Origin of the sequence: Desulfomonile tiedjei DSM 6799 (genome assembly GCF_000266945.1) — a bacterium.
Classification (GTDB): domain Bacteria; phylum Desulfobacterota; class Desulfomonilia; order Desulfomonilales; family Desulfomonilaceae; genus Desulfomonile; species Desulfomonile tiedjei.
Window position 1 is genome coordinate 6361130 of record NC_018025.1, and the last position, 20160, is coordinate 6381289.

17 protein-coding genes are annotated in these 20160 nt (G+C 48.9%); 9 read left to right on the top strand and 8 right to left on the bottom strand.

Features of this window, described 5'->3' with window-relative positions; genetic code table 11:
* Positions 1 to 447 precede the first annotated feature (447 nt).
* Genes DESTI_RS27375 through DESTI_RS27390 form a run of 4 tightly spaced genes read right to left on the bottom strand, consistent with a single transcriptional unit; the run spans position 448 to position 5159 of the window.
* Positions 448 to 1611 carry a class I SAM-dependent rRNA methyltransferase gene (locus DESTI_RS27375; RefSeq protein ID WP_041286545.1) on the bottom strand — a complete coding sequence of 388 codons (1164 nt, stop codon included), beginning with the start codon at positions 1609 to 1611 and terminating at the stop codon, positions 448 to 450.
* A 32-nt stretch (positions 1612 to 1643) separates the two neighbouring features.
* Complete coding sequence (locus DESTI_RS27380; protein WP_014813193.1) at positions 1644 to 2492, bottom strand: ABC transporter permease; 849 nt, start codon at positions 2490 to 2492, stop codon at positions 1644 to 1646.
* A 39-nt stretch (positions 2493 to 2531) separates the two neighbouring features.
* A complete protein-coding gene (locus DESTI_RS27385; protein WP_014813194.1) occupies positions 2532 to 3509 on the bottom strand; it encodes an ABC transporter permease in 978 nt (325 codons plus the stop codon).
* Positions 3510 to 3515: 6 nt separating this feature from the next.
* On the bottom strand, positions 3516 to 5159 hold the full coding sequence (locus DESTI_RS27390) for a peptide-binding protein (RefSeq protein ID WP_041287709.1): 1644 nt from the start codon (positions 5157 to 5159) through the stop codon (positions 3516 to 3518).
* A 225-nt stretch (positions 5160 to 5384) separates the two neighbouring features.
* Here DESTI_RS27390 and DESTI_RS27395 point away from each other — a divergent pair, with 225 nt between their 5' ends.
* The 3 genes from DESTI_RS27395 to DESTI_RS27405 all read left to right on the top strand — a co-directional run bounded on the left by DESTI_RS27395 (position 5385) and on the right by DESTI_RS27405 (position 8230).
* On the top strand, positions 5385 to 5699 hold the full coding sequence (locus DESTI_RS27395; RefSeq protein ID WP_157212294.1) for a hypothetical protein: 315 nt from the start codon (positions 5385 to 5387) through the stop codon (positions 5697 to 5699).
* A gap of 276 nt (positions 5700 to 5975) precedes the next feature.
* The gene (serS, locus tag DESTI_RS27400; RefSeq protein WP_014813197.1) at positions 5976 to 7253 is read left to right on the top strand and encodes a serine--tRNA ligase; all 1278 of its coding nucleotides are present in this window, start codon (positions 5976 to 5978) and stop codon (positions 7251 to 7253) included.
* Positions 7254 to 7363: 110 nt separating this feature from the next.
* Positions 7364 to 8230, top strand: a complete 867-nt coding sequence (locus DESTI_RS27405) for a formyltransferase family protein (RefSeq protein ID WP_014813198.1) — start codon at positions 7364 to 7366, stop codon at positions 8228 to 8230.
* Between the two features lie 160 nt (positions 8231 to 8390).
* Here DESTI_RS27405 and DESTI_RS27410 read toward each other — a convergent pair whose 3' ends face one another.
* Positions 8391 to 8825: a thioesterase family protein gene (locus DESTI_RS27410; RefSeq protein ID WP_014813199.1), complete on the bottom strand. Its 435-nt coding sequence runs from the start codon at positions 8823 to 8825 to the stop codon at positions 8391 to 8393.
* Positions 8826 to 8938: 113 nt separating this feature from the next.
* Here DESTI_RS27410 and DESTI_RS27415 point away from each other — a divergent pair, with 113 nt between their 5' ends.
* Positions 8939 to 9841, top strand: coding sequence for a LysR family transcriptional regulator (locus DESTI_RS27415; RefSeq protein ID WP_014813200.1), 903 nt, complete (start codon positions 8939 to 8941; stop codon positions 9839 to 9841).
* Between the two features lie 354 nt (positions 9842 to 10195).
* On the opposite strand, the gene DESTI_RS27420 is transcribed toward DESTI_RS27415, so the two are convergent.
* From DESTI_RS27420 to DESTI_RS27440, 3 genes are all read right to left on the bottom strand, one after another.
* A complete protein-coding gene (locus DESTI_RS27420) occupies positions 10196 to 11590 on the bottom strand; it encodes a short-chain fatty acid transporter (RefSeq protein ID WP_014813201.1) in 1395 nt (464 codons plus the stop codon).
* Positions 11591 to 12004: 414 nt separating this feature from the next.
* On the bottom strand, positions 12005 to 12781 hold the full coding sequence (gene yqeC / locus DESTI_RS27430) for a selenium cofactor biosynthesis protein YqeC (RefSeq protein ID WP_014813202.1): 777 nt from the start codon (positions 12779 to 12781) through the stop codon (positions 12005 to 12007).
* Positions 12782 to 13258: 477 nt separating this feature from the next.
* On the bottom strand, positions 13259 to 13606 hold the full coding sequence (locus DESTI_RS27440) for a hypothetical protein (RefSeq protein ID WP_014813203.1): 348 nt from the start codon (positions 13604 to 13606) through the stop codon (positions 13259 to 13261).
* A gap of 135 nt (positions 13607 to 13741) precedes the next feature.
* Here DESTI_RS27440 and DESTI_RS27445 point away from each other — a divergent pair, with 135 nt between their 5' ends.
* The 5 genes from DESTI_RS27445 to pyrG all read left to right on the top strand — a co-directional run bounded on the left by DESTI_RS27445 (position 13742) and on the right by pyrG (position 20134).
* Positions 13742 to 15076, top strand: a complete 1335-nt coding sequence (locus DESTI_RS27445) for a glycerate kinase type-2 family protein (RefSeq protein WP_157212295.1) — start codon at positions 13742 to 13744, stop codon at positions 15074 to 15076.
* A 31-nt stretch (positions 15077 to 15107) separates the two neighbouring features.
* Entirely contained in the window at positions 15108 to 16718 is a 1611-nt protein-coding gene (locus tag DESTI_RS29575) for an adenylate/guanylate cyclase domain-containing protein (RefSeq protein WP_014813205.1), read from the top strand.
* Positions 16719 to 16806: 88 nt separating this feature from the next.
* Positions 16807 to 17100, top strand: a complete 294-nt coding sequence (locus tag DESTI_RS27455; RefSeq protein WP_041286551.1) for a hypothetical protein — start codon at positions 16807 to 16809, stop codon at positions 17098 to 17100.
* 72 nt (positions 17101 to 17172) lie between these two features.
* Entirely contained in the window at positions 17173 to 18075 is a 903-nt protein-coding gene (locus DESTI_RS27460; RefSeq protein ID WP_014813207.1) for a phosphoribosylaminoimidazolesuccinocarboxamide synthase, read from the top strand.
* A gap of 352 nt (positions 18076 to 18427) precedes the next feature.
* A complete protein-coding gene (pyrG, locus tag DESTI_RS27465) occupies positions 18428 to 20134 on the top strand; it encodes a CTP synthase (RefSeq protein WP_014813208.1) in 1707 nt (568 codons plus the stop codon).
* The last annotated feature ends 26 nt before the right edge of the window (positions 20135 to 20160 follow it).

Sequence of the window (20160 nt, forward strand, 5' to 3'; positions counted from 1 at the left end):
ACGCAAAATCTTGCAATATACAATAACTGTGGCAGTTGACATAATTTCTGACCTTTTGACCACATTGTTCCTTGAAAGGATAGTAGAGGCCGGCGTCCCTGCCAGCCCGAAGTGGTTGATTTGTATTTGAAAAACGTGCCGGCACGGAGGCACGGCACCCACCAATTGTCGAGCAGTGGTTTTCGCAATCGGACACTATTTTATACACTTGGCATAAGTCTCTGCCGGAGACTATGAGTTTTGTCCTCAAGACTGTCATGTTGGGAAGACATTTCTGGGTGCATGTCACACGTAATTCCCTGAATGAGCTCTAATGATACGCCGGAACCCCAATTTCTGGAAAGGAAATTGGGGTTCCGGCGTGTGTTAAAAGTTCTTGAGGTGGGGTTTGGGGAGTCCCGCTAAAGCGGGATTACAAGAAGTTCCTCCCCAAATTCCTTACTTCAATTAGACAGCCCGGGCGACGATGACCTTCAAATAGCGCGTTTCGGGCATTGTCAGAAGAAACGGGTGATCCGGCCCTTGTCCTGCAACGTTGAGAATGCGCAATTCCTTGCCGCTCTGCCGGGAAGCAGCGAGAAGTGCATCCTCAAAAGATTGTTGATCCAGGTGATGCGAGCACGAGCATGTCACCAGGATTCCGCCTGCATTGAGCTTGTTCAGGCTGCGCCGGTTCACGTCGATATATCCCTTAAGACCCTCTTTTAAATGGGATTTTCCTTTGATAAAAGCGGGCGGGTCCAGGACGATCATGTCCCAGGTTTCGGAGGTTTTCTTTAAAAAATCGATGACGGGCTCCCGTACCGCTTGAAATTTCGCTGACATACCGTTCAATTCAGCAGTCTTTAAGGCTATATCGAGCGCAGGTCTGGAATTGTCCACCGCCGTTACAGTCTCAGCTCCGTTTGCTGCAGCGTGAAGTCCCCAGGCTCCGGTATAGGAGAACAGGTCGAGCACCTTGGCTCCAGGAAACGTATTTTGGCTGACGAGCGTTCTGTTCGCCTCCTGATCGAGGAAATACCCGGTCTTTTGTCCGTTTTGGATATCCACGACGAATCGTAGCGTACCCGAATGTATAATCGTGGTCTCAGGCACGTCCCCGTACGCGAGTCTCTTCTCCTGGGATAATCCTTCCAGAAGGCGCATGGGGGAATCATTTCGAAGGAAGATGCCTTCCGGAGCAAGCACATGGATCAGTGCTTCCACAATTTGGTCGAGAAGCGCATCGATTCCAGCGGTAAGGCTCTGCACGGACAGAAACGGTCCGTACCGATCCACAATGAGGCCTGGCAGGAAATCGCTTTCCGCAAAGACGACCCTGTACGCATCCCGCAACGATGCAATCGGTTTCCTGAATTCCAAAGCAGCCGAGATTCGTTTTCGAAAAAAATCCGTATCAATGGTCTCTTTTTTCCGGGAAACAATCCGAGCAGCAATGAGGCTGTTGGGGTTTGCATATACCATTCCGAGGAATTCCCCGGAAACGTCCGTGAGCTCATGAAGAGAGCCGGCTTCAAGTTGAGAAATCGGGGGATTGGCAATCTCATTTGAGAAGACCCAGAGATGGCCCCGCCGTATTCGTCTATCGTGGTTTTTTTTGAGAGTAATCATAAGAGTTTTGGGAAGTACACCCCTTGTAGTAATCAATCATTCAGACGGAGTCTTGGGTCCAGGGTGTCCCGGATAGCCTCGCCGAGCATGTTGTACCCCATAACCGTCACGAGTATGGCCAGGCCCGGAAATAACGAGAGCCACCATGCGATTTCTATGTTGTCTTTCCCCTCAGTCAGCATATTTCCCCAGGAAGGGTCAGGGGGCTGCACTCCTATGCCCAGGAACGACAATCCCGATTCCACGAGAACCGCTGCAGCAACGCCCAGGGTAGCTGAGACCAGCACGGGGGCCATTGCATTGGGGAGAATGTGCAGGAAAATGATCCGAAAATCGCTCGCTCCCTGACTTATAGCAGCCTGCACGAAATCGCGTTCCCGGATACTGAGGAATTCCGCACGAACGAGCCGAGTGACCCCCATCCAGGACGTCACTCCAATCACCACCATTATGTTCCAGATACTGGGCCCGATGTATGCGATGACGGCAAGAATCAGGAAGAAGGAAGGAAAACACAACATCACGTCAACGAAGCGCATAATAACCCGGTCTACCACCCCTCCGTAATATCCTGAGACAGAACCGAGAATCATCCCGACCAAAGTGGAGATTCCTACTGCCACAAATCCGACGCTCAGAGAAACCCAGGAACCGTACAAGATGCGGGAAAACACATCTCTTCCGAGCACATCAGTCCCGAGGAGATGATCTTTGCTGGGCGGAGCCAAAATGTGGGCAGTGTCTATGCGGTCCGGTGCATATGGCGCTATAAGAGGCGCAAACAATGCCACGATGAAGAGCAGTGCCACTACGCACAAACCGATCATGCCCAGTTTATTCTTGGACAGACGTGAAAGAAAATCTCCGGAAAATACTGCCATAATCTTGTTCAAACCCTTGTGCAAAAAACTTCGGTCGGTTTATTCGCTCACCCGTATTCTGGGGTCTGCCATTGAGTACATAAGATCCGCGAGCAAGTTCCCCAGGAGCGTAAGAACGGCTCCGATCACGAGAATCCCCATTACACTTGGATAATCTCTCATCATAACGGATTGATAGAACAACTGACCCATTCCGGGTATGGCAAAGATCGTCTCGGCTATGACACTTCCTCCAATGAGACCCGGGATTGATAATCCGAGAATAGTAATCACCGGCAGAAGCGCATTCCTTAGGGCATGCTTGAAAATGACTGTCCGTTCATCAAGTCCCTTGGCCCGCGCAGTGGTAATGTAATCCTGCCGAATGACTTCCAGCATATTGGATCGCATGTACCGGCTCATCCCCGCAAGTCCGCTGAATGCAGACACAAATACTGGAAGGATGAGGTGTTTTGAAAAATCGAGTACCTGTCCTACGGATGACAGCTCTGTATAATTCAGCGATCTCAAACCGGAAATGGGCAGTATATTTAGCTGGACTCCAAACAGGATCATAAGCAGCAAGGCAAGCCAAAAGCTTGGCGTGGCAAATCCCAAAAACACGAAGAGCGTGGTAAATCTGTCAAAAAGAGAGTTCCGCTTTACCGCAGACATTACCCCTATTGGAACGGCAACAATGAGAATGACGCTCAGAGAAAGAACGTTTATCAGGATCGTTATGGGGATACGCTCGGCAATCTTATCGATCACCGGTCTGCTATCCGGAGCGAAGGAACGTCCGAAATCCAGCACTACGATATTCTTCAGCCATTTGCCGTATTGCACGTACCAGGGCTGGTCAAGTCCATAATGGGCTCGTATCCGCTTGATGGCTTCTTCATTCATATTGGGATTGAGATCCGTCACGAGGCTGGTCGGATCTCCGGGTGCCATCTTCATTACGCCGAATGAAATAATCGTGATTCCCAAAAGAACAGGAATCATCAAGACAAGGCGCTTGGCTATATAAGAAATCATGTCACCTCAAGGCTCGATCGTATATTTCTGCAACTGTTTCGGCACATACCATTTTATGAAATTGTATCCGATTCCTATCGGAGCTGGATCTATACCCCGAAAACGGGAGCTTATGATGGGAAGCGCCTGCTGAACATACAAGAACGTGTAGGGCTGGTCTTCCGCAACTATCTCCTGAAATTTGTCGTAGTATTTTTTCCGCTCTTCCGGATCGTACACCGATGCTCCCTGCTCCAGAAGTGTATCTACTTCGGGATTATTGTAACTGACAAAATTCAGCTCGTTCTCGCCGGTTTTTTTGGAACTCCAGATGTCGATCTGGTTCGGATCGATGCCGATACCCCAGCCGAGCAGGCACGCTTCGAAGTTGCGTTTATTGATAAAATTCTTGAGAAATGCAGCCCACTCGATAACGCGGATCTTCACGTCTATGCCGATTTTTTTCAAATCACTCTGGATGATTGTCGCTGTATTCTTTCGAAGCTCGTTTCCCTGATTGGTAATAATCGTGAACTCGAAAGGTTTTCCATCTTTCTGCATAACACCGTTTTCCAGTTTCCAGCCTGCCTCTGCAAGCAACCGTTTGGCGCCTTCAGGATCGTACGGATACTTTTTGACATTGTGGTTGTACCACATAGTGTCGGGTTTATACGGCGCATTCGTCACTTGACCCAATCCCAGGAGAACGCCCTGGACGATGCTCTCCCTGTTCATGGCCATGGTCAGCGCCTGTCTGACTCTTTTGTCCTCAAATTTCCAGTCCCGAAGGTTGTACCCGAGATAGGTGTAACTGAATGTCAAGTATTCGTATTTCTTGAAATTGTCTTTGAACCATTGGGTATCGGTCTGTCTCTTGTACTGAAGTGGAGTCAATCCCATTTGATCCAATCTTCCGGCTTTCAACTCAAGAAACATGGTTGCAAGGTCAGGGATAGTTCGGGTGAGCACTCGATCGATATAAGGCCGGCCTTCAAAATATTTGTGATAACTATCCACTATAATTTTTTCGCCGGTCACCCATTCCTTGAACCGATACGGACCGGTCCCCACAGGATCCCTTTTCAAAGGACTCTGAGTTACGTCCTTGCCTTCCAGGAGATGTCTCGGATGGATTGCCTGGCCCCAGGAGCCCAGAGCGGGCGCGTACGGCTTATCGTAGGTCACTTCGATTGTATGATCGTCGATGACATGAAATTCCTTTACTTTTAAGAAATCCGTTGCATAGGCCGTGGGCGTTTTAGGATCGATATAGAGCTTGTACGTGAACTCCACATCTTTGGCGGTGAACGGAGTTCCATCCTGCCAGAGCACGTCTTTTTTCAGAAAAAACTTGATCTTGAGCTTGTCTTCGGAAATCTCCCATTTTTCGGCAAGATCGCCGGTAAGTAAGATATCTTTATCGTACTTTACGAGACCATTGTAAATAAGTCCGGTTATATCGAAGCTGGCTGAATCCGATGCAAGAACCGGGAGGAGCACCGAAGCGTCTCCGATGCTGCCCCTGACTATCATGTCACCGTATGCGGGCTTTCCTTCGTCCGCGACCGTATTCTTGACCGAACCGGTCGATGGACTGGAATTGTTCGATCCACATGCGGACATGGCAAACATAAGTGCCAGGAGTACAAGAAACCGTGATAAGTTGTTCATAAATTTCCTTCGGTCGCATATGAGGAGATTTTTCAGCCCCCGTTTCGAGAATATAGTAAAAATACGAAAATCCGGCAAGAGGTCCTCGTTTGTGTCATCTTTGGCACGTTCATCTCAACGGTCTTGCAGGAGTTCTGTTGAATTGCTAAGTTGAGTTCATCTTACGGTGATGGGGTGATCTTGCCTCCGAGCGCACTGCAAGAGAATGAGCAAAGGGGAAAAGGGTTGGAGGAAAAAGATCTTTCTGAAAAGCAGCGTGAATGGCTTGAAGCATCAAGGAAGATAGGCCGCGTGTCCATGACAAAGACAGAGCGTCTCTTGCTTGAACGTCTGTACAAAGAAATGCTTCCTCATGAGCAGCAGGATCTGCAACAATTCATCCAGGACAAGTACGGTAAAAAGCCCGAAGAATCCGGGGAAGAAAAACAGACGGAAGACGATCCTATTGAACGCATGATGCAGAAAACGTGGTCGATCCCGTCGGAAAAATTCAGATCTGCACTGGCGAAAACCCAACCCTCGAGGCCTCCGAGAAAATGAATCCTTGCTTTTTGAAAAGATGGACGCGGCAGATTCTGTCATCGGTTTACCCTGAACAGGATTGCATGCCTGATACGAATTTGCATTCAAAATCCCTCCATTCCCCCCTTTATAAAGGGGAGTTAGAGGGGATTTTCGTCCAATTTTGAAAGCAAATTGGCATGAATCATTGTTTTGAAAGATTTCTTTGCTTTATTTTCGTGGCAAGAACGAACAACTTCCTGCCACGTCTGAATGTGCAGAAGCTGCACAGGTGAGTTGAAAAGGAGCTCTCTTATGCTTGATATCGCTTTCATTCGAAGCAATCCGGAGATCATTAAAGAAGGCATTCGCAAGAAAAGAATGCCTATGGATGTTGATGAACTCCTTTCTGTTGACGAGGAATTAAGGAAAACCCGCGCCGAAGTCGAGTCATTACGAGCCGATCGAAATCGGGTATCCAAAGATATTCCCAAGCTCATGGGTGAGGAGCGGGATCAAGCTGTGGAACTGGTAAAAAACGTCAAGGATCGTATGGCTCAAGCCGAGCCTCGGCTGAAGGAGCTTGAAGAGCGATTCGACCGCCTGATGCTCATGGTGCCGAATCCACCTCTCGACATGGTTCCTGAAGGCGATTCGGACGATGACAATGTTGAGGTCCGGCGGTTCGGTGAACCGACACAATTCGCTTTTCCTCCCAAAGATCATCTGGAACTGGCTGAGGGACTCGGAATTCTCGACATGCCCCGTGCCGTGAAAATCTCCGGTGCGCGCATGTACTTCCTGAAGAATGAAGGGGCGCTCCTGGAATTTGCGCTTTTCAGGTTTGCTCTGGATTTGCTCGTGTCCAAAGGTTTTCAGCCGATGATCGTTCCCCAGATCGTGCGACGCGATGCGATGATCGGAACGGGGTTTTTTCCGTTGGGCGAGGAAGACACTTTCTTCATAGAAAAGGATCAGCTTTATCTTGTGGGGACTTCGGAAGTGCCATTGGTCTCCTATCACATGGACGAAATCCTCAATGAAAAAGAGTTGCCGAAGCACTATTGCGGATATTCTTCCTGCTTCAGGCGAGAGGCCGGTTCATACGGGAGAGACACACGCGGCTTTTACCGACTCCATCAATTCAACAAAGTGGAACAAATAGCCATCTGTGTAAACGATCCGGAAGTCTCCATGAAAGAGCATTATTTGCTCCTTGGAAACTCCGAGGAGTTGATGCGGTCGCTCGGTCTGCCGCACAGAGTGGCTCTTGCGTGCGGAGCCGAAATCGGCCAGGGACAAGTCTTGAAACACGAGATCGAGACATGGATGCCGAGCAGGAATACGTATTCCGAGACGCACTCATGCTCGAGCCTGCATGAATTTCAGGCCCGGAGGCTCCGTCTACGCTGGCGTGGCAAGAACGGCAAAACTCATTATTGTCACACGCTCAACAATACGGCAATTGCATCTCCGAGAATATTCATTCCGATCCTTGAGAATTTTCAAAACGAGGACGGCAGTGTTACCATTCCTGAAGTGCTTCGCCCTTATATGAACGGCATGGAACGAATCGAGCCCAAATCCAAATAATCTGCAGCCAAAAAGGTAAAATCGGGGAGAAATTTCTTGTAAGAAGTTCCTCCCCGATTTTCCTTCTTGATTGCGTAATCACATCACAGTTTACCTATGGGGTTTGTCACATGGCATTAAAGATGGGGTGGCTTTCAACCGGCCGTGATCCTGCTGCACGGAATCTTCTCCAAACGGTTTACGAAGATATAGCGAAGAACAATATTCCGGCATCTATTGAATGGGTTTTTTGCCACCGCGAGACCGGTGATGCGCCTCTCAGTGAAGAGTATCGCCAGCGAGAGCTCTTCTTCGATCTCGCTGCAGGTTTCAATATACCTGTCGCGACTCTATCGCATCTTCGAGTTGCTCCGGACCTTCGGAAACGAGGTATTGCAGAGAGTCCTTCCGCAGCAGAAGCTTCCCCTGCTCTAGAAGAATGGCGCAACCTGTTCGGTCAGGAAGTCATGAAGGTCATCCGGATGCTCCCCCCGGTAGATATCGTGATAATGGCCGGGTACATGCTCATTATTGGCGACCCCGAGTTGGAAGGCATGGTGCTCGTGAATGTCCACCCGGCGCTTCCCTGGGGACCTCGCGGAACATGGCAGGAGGTCATCCATCAGCTCATTGCAGAAAATGCGGAAGAGCAGGGCATCATGGTTCATGTGGTCACCAAAACCCTGGACCGCGGACCGGTCATCTCGTACTGCAGATTTCCGATAAAGGGAGCCCAATGGGATCCTCTTTGGGATGCGTGGCACAATGAGATTAAACCTGAATCTACTCGTGAAGAGCGTGAAGCTCATCCATTGTTCCTGAAAATACGGGCCGAAGGAGAGATTCGGGAACTCCCGCTGCTGCGATCCGCTATCCGGGAAATCGCGTATGGAAATATTACTATCCGCGATAAGCGAATCCGGGTGGGGGGAATGGCTCAGGAAAACGGTGTGGATCTGACGGAAACCATAAGCAAGATCGTTTTTCAGGAAAAGTGAGTTCGCGAACCTCTCGCTGCCGGTCCATTCTGTCGATATTATTGATTATATTGAAGATGTGCCGGCACGGAGGCACGGCACCCACCAATACACCTATCCCTCAATCGAACATTAGTTTTGCCAATTCCTATAAGTTAGATCCAACACTACCGATTTTACCCTATGTAGTGTCACCGTATTTTGCCTGCTTTTCCGAAGCCCTGCTGTTGAATCGTATCGCATCGATCACGAATCTTTCGTGGGTACCTTCGGAAATAGAATCCACTCCATCTTCGGCTGAAAAAGAAAAGACCAGTTTCCGGCCCTCTACTTGCTCCAATTTCCCATGAATTGTTACGAGGAGCCCCGGAGGTGTAGCCGCAGAATGAGTCAATGTGATGCCAGTGCCGACCGTCTGCTCTTCCGGCCAATCAATGTGAGGATTGATTGCTCGTATGCAGGCCCATTCAACTAAGCCCACCATAAAGCCGGTTGCCAATACCTTCGGCATGACCTGGAATTCAGATGATTCAGGAAACAAATGGGGAACCGTCTTGTTATCCGGAACCATGAATCTGAACCGAAACGTCAACCCTGGCTGCAAGGATGATTTCATTCCGTTCCTCACACTCGAGAAAATTTTTCCATATTCCGATCCATATTACTAAATGGTATATTCATTCATCAAATTCATAAACGGCATATTATTTATAAGGAAATCTTATCAAAATGGAGTGGCAGCAAATCATAGGATTCTATCATGTTGCCCGACTTGGCAGCTTCACCAGAGCCGCTGAAGCCACATTTCGCACTCAACCCGCATTGAGCCAGCAAGTAAGTGCCCTTGAAAAGGAGCTTGGCTGCATACTTATCGAGAGGATTGGAAGACAGAAGCTCCGGCTCACCGAAGCAGGAATGGAATTCTTCAAATACGCGGAAGAAGTCCTGAACAAGTATGATTCGTTCCTCGAAGACTTACAGGATCTTCAAGGAGTCCGGAAAGGAACGCTTACGGTCGCAGCGCCTTTCACTACGCTGTATCATCTGTTTCCACGGATCTTCCTGGAATATGCCGGCAAATTCCCGGAAGTACAGATAACTATACTCGATCGCCCTCAGAAAACGGTGATTGACCTCATTAAGGCCGGAGAGATTGATTTCGGATTCGTACTGGAATCAATGTTGCCTGCCGGTTTTGCATCCTGGCGATGGAAGAAAGTGAGCAGTGTGTTAATGGTCCCATCGGGTCACCCGCTCCTGGCCGAAAAACCGGTAACTCTGGACTCGGTAGTTCAACACCCTCTCATATTGCCTCCGAGAGGCTCACTGCATTCTCGCTTTTCGGAGGTGGAGGAACTTCTTCAGAAACAGGGCCTTTCGTACCGCGTGATTATGGAATCCTCCAATGTCGAGCTCAGTTCACTATACGTGGAAATGGGGCTTGGAGTATCTTTCGCCACTGTGGTAAATCGTGCTTCCATCTTGAAGGGTCGTAAAATCGAGTTCATACCTTTGGACCACTATTTCAAAGATGATTATGTGGTTGTCAGCGGAAGAAAAAACAGAAGGCTTTCATCTCCCAAGAGCGAATTCTTGAATATGATCCTGAAGAAGCGCATTATGGAAACGTGATTTCCGAATAGAACTTCACGAAGCAATGCTCAGCAGCGTTATAGCGGTTATCGAAGGTCTTGACGGAATCCAATGCCTGCAATGGGAAGAATCAGTAGCGCCGGCGTCTCTGCCGGCGAGAACTGGCTGATTTGTTTGGTGAATTGTTCGCCGGCACGGAGGCCGGTGCTACCGACTGCTGGGAGCTGCTCTTCACAATCCGTGATTACTTTCGACAATCGGTATAAGCGACCACAATAGTGTCGGAGTTGTTCGGAAAGAGTCCGACGAACACAGCGAAAAAAGCGGTTCGCGGAACCCTTTCCAAAATCGCTCGTATCAGATTCGGTGAAAGACGGTGAAGTCCCGATCTACTCAGATCATTGGATATATGAGAAACGCCACTGACGTGATTGCAAGGAAATAGAGAAAAACCACCATTAACCATCCCATAATTTCCCGGAATTCCAGTTTTGCTATGGCAAGCATGGCAATGGCCCAGAACGGCTGAATCATGTCCGTCATCATGTCTCCCCATGCATACGCCATGACCGTCTTAGGAATACTGACTCCGAGCTCTTTCGCTGCGGGTATTATGAATGGTGCTGTTATGGCCCATTTGGAACCGCCCGAAGGAACGAGATAATTCTCAATCCCGGAGTACCAGTACACGATTAAGAGAAACGTTTTGGGATTGGATATGGATACCATCGCAGCGGTCAGGGCATTTCCTAATTCAGTGAATTTGAATAATCCGAAGATTCCAGCGTAGAACGGGAACTGAATGACAACACCCCATACTGCTTTTCCTGCTTCTTCGCACGCTTTCAGGAACGTCCACGGTCGCCAGTGAAATAGTACTCCCAACATCAGAAAGAACAAATTGATATTATTCAGGTTAATGGATTTGGCAAAGCCGTTTTGATTGATTGTCCATGCAAGCCATATGAGTCCTGCTATAGAGACGATAAGGTTAAACCCCGGCCACCAGTTCAGCCAGTCGGAAGGCATCAGCTTGCCCGTGGGACGCTGGGGCGGCTCATACAGCTTTAACTCGTTGAGCAGTTCCGGTCTGATCTTATACGTGTTTTCAGGCCTTGGATGCATTAAACACATAAGAACCACAATGCTGATCACCATCAGAAGGACAAGGATAATGTTGAATCCGCTGAAAATAGTCTCGGAAGTAGGAATAGTGGCTTCAAGGATCTTTCCTTTGATGAGAAAATTATCTGGAGTATTAACCAGCAGTGTGGCCGACCCTGACAATCCCGAATGCCAGGTACACCCCAGCCCAAGATAAGCGGCCGCCACCATAAGCCTGTAATCCGTTTTGGGATTCCTTCTTATGAGGAACAAAGCAAAGACGGCGCTCCCTATAAGACTGAGACCCCAATGGAACCAAGCGCTTACCATCGAAAACAGACTCATCGCCAGAATTGCCTGCCACGGCTTGTCAGGATTGGGAAGATTTGAAAGACCGTCCAGCAGTTTCTTCACTGGAGGAGAGCATCCCAGTATGTACCCGGTCATAAGTATCAGGCACATCTGCATCCCGAATTCCAGAAGAGCCCAAAATCCTTTACCCCAGGCAAGCAGGGCACCCAAAGGGGTCGCTTTCCCAAAGATCAGCGCCAACGCGAATGCAATGAAATTCAGAATCCAAACAATTACCAAGGCGTCCGGAATCCACTTCTCGGACCATCGGGTCAGCCCATCCCCCCAGTTCTTGAGAAACTCGAAAGTAGAGGCATCGCTTTGAACAGCCATAACTCAGTTCCTCCTTTGGTTTTTCTGACATGCATTGCTGTAATAACAAGGTTGAAAAAGCTGAAATTTAGTGGACAAATTGAGGGAAGATTCTACATGAAGCCTACATTGAAGCTTCGGGCAGGGCGGTGTCAAGCAATTTAATGAGAAAGGTCATCATTCATATATATTCTAATTGCACATGCCGAAAACGGTTGCCATACTTGCTGAAATGAGAATCAAGCTATGGTGGACGAAAGAAGTGCTTGCTGTTTCATGTAAGTCAGTCATGCCGATTCGCTTTCTGTTCATAATCCGGGAGACTGGTGGCATCCTTCGCTCCGGACGACGCAAAGCCGTCCAATCACTCCGCTCAGAATACCTCAGCCTTCGCCATCTTATATGCATAATTGCGAAATAGTATCAGAGGTTCATTCAACTGAATCTGTGGCGGGAATCACAGGCCCTTTCTTTCAGACTTCCGTAAGCTATCCAATCGAATTTATGAGCACAAAGGTTGGCGATGTCATCGACCACGCTTTTGATAGATAATTCGGCACCGAGGACATCCGACTTGTTGAGGAACAGCACCGCTGGTTTTTCGGAAGGAACCCCCTTCAGGCCGCCATCGGGATGGACAGCCAACCGCGCAATTGTCTTCACGTCGATCGTTCCGCCCGGATCGAGACCCGTCAGAGACAGAAATTTCTCCAATCTGAATACGGTTTCGGACAGAGCCGGTTTACCGAGACAATCCAGACCTATCACATGAACCACCATGTCCGAAAAATCCGGGACAACCGGTTCCCATGCCTCCGGGGCCTTGATGGGTCTTCCTGATGCACCATCAGCCTCGATGAGAACACGGTCCGCTACACTACGGCAATATTCCACTACATCGGACGCAATTCCCTGTAGTTTGCCGCTGGCCTCGAGAATTGAGCGACCTACCGTAATGTGGCCGCACCGTTCCAGCTCCTGTTCGAGCGCCCTGGGATTGTCGCAACCGTCCAGCAGAAAAGTGCAGGGCGATTGGTCCGGACCTGGTGGAAAAATCTTGGTCGTTGTTGTGGTCACGACTTTTTCCGATCGGTCCAGCATCTCGCGAGCAAGCTGAAACATCAATGAAGTCTTGCCGCCTCCGCCGGTGATCGCTATCACCCTGATGCGGGAATCAATCCCGAGACATTCCATGAAGGTTTTTCTGAACATGGCCACCGAGTCTCATATCTATCCACTTTCAAAGAAGTAATACTCGAGGAACCTTTTTTGTAAAAAAGGTTCCTCGAACTCCTCCAAAAAACTTTTGACACTTGTTTAAATCATGGTTTTTCCATTGAAAAACCATGATTTAAACAAATGCTAAAAGTTCTTGGGAAGGGGTTTGGGGAAACACTTCTTACAAGAAGGGTTTCTCCAGTATTTACTGCTTAAAGGTGGAAAGATAACATTTTCGTTCCGGGAGTAGAACCTCCGATTCCGAGTGCATTTCATGATAGAATCTTTTTGGGGAGAAATGAAGGAGAGAACCACCAGAAACGCGTGTGGGAATGAGTGGAGGATCGATTTCGCGATCTGGAGAACAATTTGACGAGGAACTTCTCGTACGAAATTCCTCGTCAAAATCCACCTCAAGAAATCTTTGTGATCGGCGGAGCGGAATCCTGCACGCCTCACGGACACATTCTCTTAGATCCAGGGCGGTGTCATACTATATCGGATTTGAAAAGAGGCACATGTGCCTGATATTATCATGGGGCCCTTGCAATGATTATTCTTGTACATCTTGATAAGGTATGTTCCGTTGTTGCCTATTTCATAGCACTTGGTCTCTTTGTCCCAGCTCACCCAGATTTTGAAGCGATCCAGCAGTTCGTATGGGAACGTGCACCGGATATCGAAAACCTGAACATAAACAGGTCCAACGTGGTTCTCCGGCCAATCGATCACGTATCGAGTGCCTCGCGCCAGGCCGAACGAAGGAACAATCAACAACAATACCAGGATCATAACTGAACTATAAAGCCACTTTTTCATGTCCTTCCTCTCGAATGGTCATAGACCAAGGGGAGATAATGCGAAGTAAATATATCATATTTGTTCAATAGTTAAAAGAGAAAAGTAATCTATTACATCACGTGATTCACGGGAGCCCTCTTAATGCAAGTCGACATGAAAAACATGAAAAACATGAGAAATGATGCACTGGCCATCTTTAATGCAAGCCTTGAAGCCGTCGATCCTGAGAAGGCGGTTCACAAATACCTGAAGCGAGAAGGCGATCTGCTTCGAGTGCCTGGGGAATCGGCAGTCGATCTGCGCGATTATGAAGAAGTGCTGGTGGTGGGAGCAGGAAAAGCAAGCGCGGCAATGGCGAAAGCTGTTGGCGAAATCCTGTATGACAGACGCGTCCGTGGAGTCATTTGTGTAAAATATGGCCACGAACTGGAACTCGATAGAATTGATGTGATTCAGGCGGGCCATCCCGTTCCGGACGAGGAAGGAACGCTTGCAGCACGAGAAATCATGCGCCTTGCTTCTGAAGCAACGGCACGACATCTTATCATTTCCTGTATTTCTGGCGGCGGTTCGGCTCTGCTTCCGGCGCCTCCACCGGGAATCAGTCTTGATGAAAAGCAGTATTTGACGAAGCGACTGCTTGAAGTTGGGGCGGACATTCATGAGATGAACTCGGTCCGTAAACATCTTTCGCTTGTGAAAGGCGGCCGGCTCATGAAGGCGGCTTTTCCTGCACGAGTCATCAATCTTATGTTATCTGATGTTGTGGGTGACGATCCGGGAGTGATTGCTTCAGGCCCCTTTGCGCCAGATAACTCTACTTTTCAGGATGCCCTGAGGATTCTGCAAAAATACGATATGATGAAAGATGCTCCTGAATCTGTTCTTTCATGGCTGAAACGAGGTGTTTCCAGGGAACTGCCTGATACGCCGAAATCGGGCGATCCCATTTTCTCCCAAGTGACGAACATCATCGTGGGGAGTAACATTCAAGCGCTCATTGCCGGAAAGCACGCTGCTGAAGCCTTGGGTTACAATACTCTGATCCTCTCCTCTTCTGTACAGGGGAATACGGCTGAAGCAGCCCTTTTGCATGGGGCAATCGCAAGGGAGATCAGTGCTTCGGAAAATCCTGTTTCGCCTCCTGCCTGCATTCTCAGCGGCGGAGAAACCACGGTTCAGGTGAGAGGACCCGGCAAAGGAGGCCGTAATCAGGAATTTGCCCTTTTGCTGATTGAGGCTGCCGCGCAGATTCCGAACAGTCTATTCTTTTCCGCCGGAACCGATGGGACTGACGGCCCAACCGATGCAGCGGGAGCTCTAGTGGAATCTTCTTCCTTGGAGAGGGCGCGGCTCCTGCATCTTTATCCGGAACATTTTCTGGCACGGAACGACTCATATCATTTTTTCAGTTCTCTGGGAGACCTGATCAAGACAGGTCCCACCAGGACCAATGTAATGGATGTTCGAATCGTGCTGGTCAGATGAACCTGCGTATCTGAAGCGCAGAGGGACATATATGATACGTGAACAGTATGAAACTAACCCTGCACCGTGGAAGAAACACGCACTCCACTGCATCGTTTTTGCTTTGGGAGTAGCCCTGATCTTCAACATTCTTGGTGCTCTCATAACGTTCTTCTATTTTGCATTTGTTCAAGCAGGTCTGCAATCTGCCCGTAATATCCCGGAAACAGAAGCAAAGTTCATCTATTTTGTTTTGAGGGCCAGTGCAATTTTTGTGGTAGTCAATGCCCTGGGAATCTACACGTTCAGGCCCATGATCAAGCGGCTCAGGCGAAAATCATATACTCTTTCCGTTGAGACTGTCGGCAATCTACTCAGTTTACCGGCTTATATGGCGGGATTCAGTCTGGTAGGGTGGGCTGCGGCAGCAATAGTATTCGGGGTTGTTCCCATATTTTTGAACGAATTCAGTGGAGGTCCTTGGCATCGGGCCACGCACTCGTTATTGGGAATCACTCTTGTGGGCGGCCCGTTTACAGTCATTTCGGTATATCTTGTGCTGGAACGCATTATGCCGGCCCTGGTACAGCGCTTCTTTCCCCTTGACATGTTCGTCGGAGTGCCGCGTTCGTTCAGGATCAGCGTTTTGCTTAAGATGATCGCAGTGCTGCTCTTGATAGGTCTGGTTCCTGTATCGGTTGTCAGCTTTTTGACGCTGCAACAGATCCATTTGGTCCAGAACGGAAGCATAGACTTCGAAGATTTTCTGGCGCGCATGCCGTTCACCATCGGATTCTTGCTTTTTTTTGCAGTAGCGTCGGGCACGGCATTGTCTATTCTCATTGCACATACCGTGTCACTGCCTTTGCGGCAAGCGGGAACGACGATGGAGCGCATACGAGAAGGTGATCTGAATGTGACGATTCCCGTTCTCTCGAACGACGAAATCGGTCTGATGTTGGCTGGTTTGAATCGTATGGTCGAAGGCCTGCGGGAACGGGATACGATCCGTGAGACCTTCGGTATGTACTTGAGTCCGGATGTGGTTACCCGCCTCCTGCGGTCGCCCGAAAGTGTCAATCTTGGAGGTCAGTTAAAAGAAATCACCATTCTCGTTGCAGATCTTCGCGGCTTTACTGCATGCACCGCGAACTTGAAACCTGAGCTGGTGTTGAAGCTCGTCAACATGTACTTGGAGAAAATGGTGGAAATTATTCTAAAGCATGGCGGAATAATTGATGAATTTACAGGTGATGGCATCTTGGCGTTTTTTGGTGCACCAAAGTACCTGCCCGACTCCCAAATGGCCGCTCTCCGTTGCGCAGTGGAAATGCAGGAGCAAATGCCTGAATTTAACAGAGAAATATCTGAAGCCCTTCCCGAGATTGGTTCCAGAGAGTTAACCATGGGAATAGCCGTGAACTCCGGCGAACTGGTGGTCGGCAATATCGGTTCTGAGAAGAGAAAAAAATACGGCGCGGTCGGTGTACCGATCAACATCGCCTTTCGCGTGGAAAAGCTCACTCCGGGAAACCAGATACTAATCACAGAGCCGGTGTACGAGAAAGTGCGAGAAATTGTTCAGACTGAGACTATTGAGAATGTTTGTCTCAAGGGTATCGACACTGCCGTTACTCTCTACAGGATCCTGAAATTAGACTGATTATCAAAAATTCTGACCTTTTATCATACGCTACAATTCAAGATATCAGTGGGGGCCGGCGTCCCTGTCGGTCCATTTTATTGATATCATGTGTTATTTTGAAGATGCGCCGGCATTAATCCGATCCGAGATAGCGTGGCTTCGTTACAGGTTCATCTTCATCGACTTCACCGCCGGAACGATGAAAAAGGTGAGCATTGAGGCTATTGAACAGTGCTATTTGCTCTTCAAAGGACAATTGTGGCCGGGAGTTACGGGATTTGCACGCAATGCAGCGGCTTTCCGCACAATTCTGGCACATTTTGCAGTCCCTACACCTGTGCTTTCGGACTTCCCGTTGTCCGTTCCCGTGCGATTGCATCGTATCCCCTTGTCATGGTAGTTTAGTTCTTCCGGTGAGAGAGTCAATGACGAACACTATCTCCTCCGAGTATTCATCCAAAATGGTGTGCCTATGATTCCACGCGCAGTTAAAGAAACCGAATTGCCGACATTGTCTCTTAAAGGTCGGGGCAAAGTCCGAGACGTCTACGATTTCGGCGACAAGCTGCTGATAATCTCGACTGACAGAATTTCCGCTTTCGACGTGATTTTACCGGATCCTATTCCGGATAAAGGCAAGGTCCTCAATTCTCTGAGCGTTTTTTGGATGGAGAAGACCAGATCTATCTGCTCGAATCATCTGATCTCGGCGAATCCTTCATCTTACCCTGTCGAGTGCAAACCTCATGCAGAAATGCTTGCGGGTCGCAGTATGCTGGTAACCAAAGCAAAAACCTTTCCCGTGGAGTGCGTGGTGAGGGGGTACATCATCGGGAGCGGCTGGAAGGATTACCAGGCTACGGGCGGAATTTGCGGGATTTCTCTGCCGGCAGGTCTGAAGCAAGCGGAAAAGCTCCCTGAACCGATCTTTACTCCTTCCACCAAAGCGGAGTTGGGTGAACATGACGAGAACATCTCTTTCGCCAAGGTCATCGATTTGGTGGGACAGGAAGATGCCCAGTGGCTCAGGGACAAAACCATAGAATTATACCTCTTCGGCTCCCGATGGGCCGAAGAACGGGGCATCATTATTGCCGACACGAAATTCGAATTCGGCGCGACCGATGATGAACGGATTCTGGTGGACGAATGTATGACTCCGGATTCGTCACGATTTTGGCCTGTGGAACAGTATTCAACAGGAATTTCCCCACCTTCTCTGGACAAGCAGTTCGTTCGGGATTATCTGGAAACCCTCGACTGGAACAAACAGCCGCCCGCGCCATCGTTGCCTGATGAAATCACGAGTAAGACCAGGCAGAAATATCTGGATATCTATCGTATTCTCACAGGGAGCGAACTGCCGACGTCATGACCTGGAGTCCGAACCTTTCCGTCAGAATGCGTCAAAAAATACAATTCTGATCCTCCTGCAAATAACCGGGATTTGGGAGCCGGATTTTGCCGTGAAATTTCTAATCGAATATTTATGCATTCTCTGACTTGACATTCAGTCGGTTACGGGGGAGATTACCCCCCGTAAATCGTCCGTGAAAGGTCGTCGGCTGGACGGGAGGATCCTGCGGCACATCCGGAAGGCTGGGAGGGCCTTTCTCCATGTGATAACTTGAGAAGTTTGAAAAATTCGGGCGAATGCTTATTCTATACGCGTAGTTTGAAACCTCTATCAATTCACCGCCCGACCAAATCAAATTCCGGAGCGGCTCATGTACAAGAGCACAAAATTCATATTTGTTACAGGGGGAGTGCTTTCTTCACTGGGAAAAGGACTGTCCGCTGCGAGCATCGGGGCACTGCTGGAATGTCGCGGCCTGACCGTCACTCTCTTGAAGATGGATCCCTACATCAACGTAGATCCCGGAACTATGAACCCATTCCAACACGGAGAGGTGTTCGTAACGGATGATGGTGCAGAAACGGATCTGGATCTGGGGCATTACGAACGATTCACCCACGCCACCCTTCGTCAGAAGAATAACTTCACCACAGGCCAGATCTACGATTCCGTGATCCAGAAGGAACGCAGAGGCGAATATCTCGGGGCCACGGTTCAGGTAATTCCTCACATCACCGATGAAATCAAGGCAAATGTCCGCAGTCTTGGAAACGGTGTGGATGTCGCAATCGTAGAGGTTGGCGGCACTGTGGGAGATATCGAGAGCCTTCCTTTTCTGGAAGCTATCAGACAGCTCCGAGCAGATCTCGGCCCTCAGAATGTGCTGTACATTCACCTGACTCTACTCCCGTACGTAAAAGCCTCCGGTGAAGTTAAGACAAAGCCTACCCAGCACAGTGTCAAGGCACTCAGGGAAGTCGGCATTCAACCGGATATCCTGATCTGTCGCACTGAAAAGCAGATTACCAGGGACGTAAAAGAAAAAATTGCTCTTTTCTGTAATGTGAGACCCGAAGAGGTAATTGCCGCGGAAGATGTGGACTGCATCTACGAGTTGCCTCTGAAATTCCACGAGGAAGGTCTCGACCAGAAAATTGTGGAGCTCCTCAATATCTGGACCAGGGCGCCGAGGTTGGAAGACTGGAAATCCTTTGTTCACAATGTAAAATCCCTCAAGTCCGAAGTTGTCATTGGAATCGTGGGCAAATACGTGGACTTGCATGAATCGTATAAAAGCTTGAATGAAGCACTTTTTGCAGGTGGAGTTCACAATCACGCTTCAGTGGATTTGAAGTTCATCGATTCTGAGGCTATCGAAAAACACGGAATTACCGACCAGTTCGACGATGTGCACGGAATCCTCGTGCCGGGAGGATTCGGTTCAAGAGGAATAGAGGGCAAGATCGAAGCTGTGAAATACGCCAGGAACAACCGTATCCCCTTCTTCGGGATTTGCCTCGGAATGCAGATGGCGGTCGTAGAATTCGCTCGAAACGTATGCGGGATGAAAAACGCCAATTCGACGGAATTCGATCAATTTACTCCCTATCCGGTCATCGATCTCATGGACGAACAACGGTCGATTACGGACAAGGGCGGAACCATGCGTTTGGGAGCCTATGACTGTGTTCTTACCAAGGACAGTCTGTGTCAAAAAATTTATCAGAAAGATGTCATAAGTGAGCGACATCGACATAGATATGAATTTAACAATAAATATCGGAGCGCTCTTGCAGAAAAAGGCTTGAAAGCGGGCGGCACGTCTCCGGATCAAAAACTTGTCGAGCTTGTGGAATATCAGGACCATCCCTGGTTCGTCGGTTGCCAGTTTCATCCTGAATTCAAGTCCCGGCCGATGGATCCTCATCCTCTGTTTGCTTCATACATCAAAGCATGTGTGGAGTACAGGAACAAGAAAGCCAAAAGCAAAACTGAATCGACCAGACTTGAAGTGGTGAGGACCTCGAAATCCCGGACAGGAAAATCTTCCGCGAAAACGAGGCTTCAACAAACGTGACATTCTGATTCTCTCGGACGTGTGGC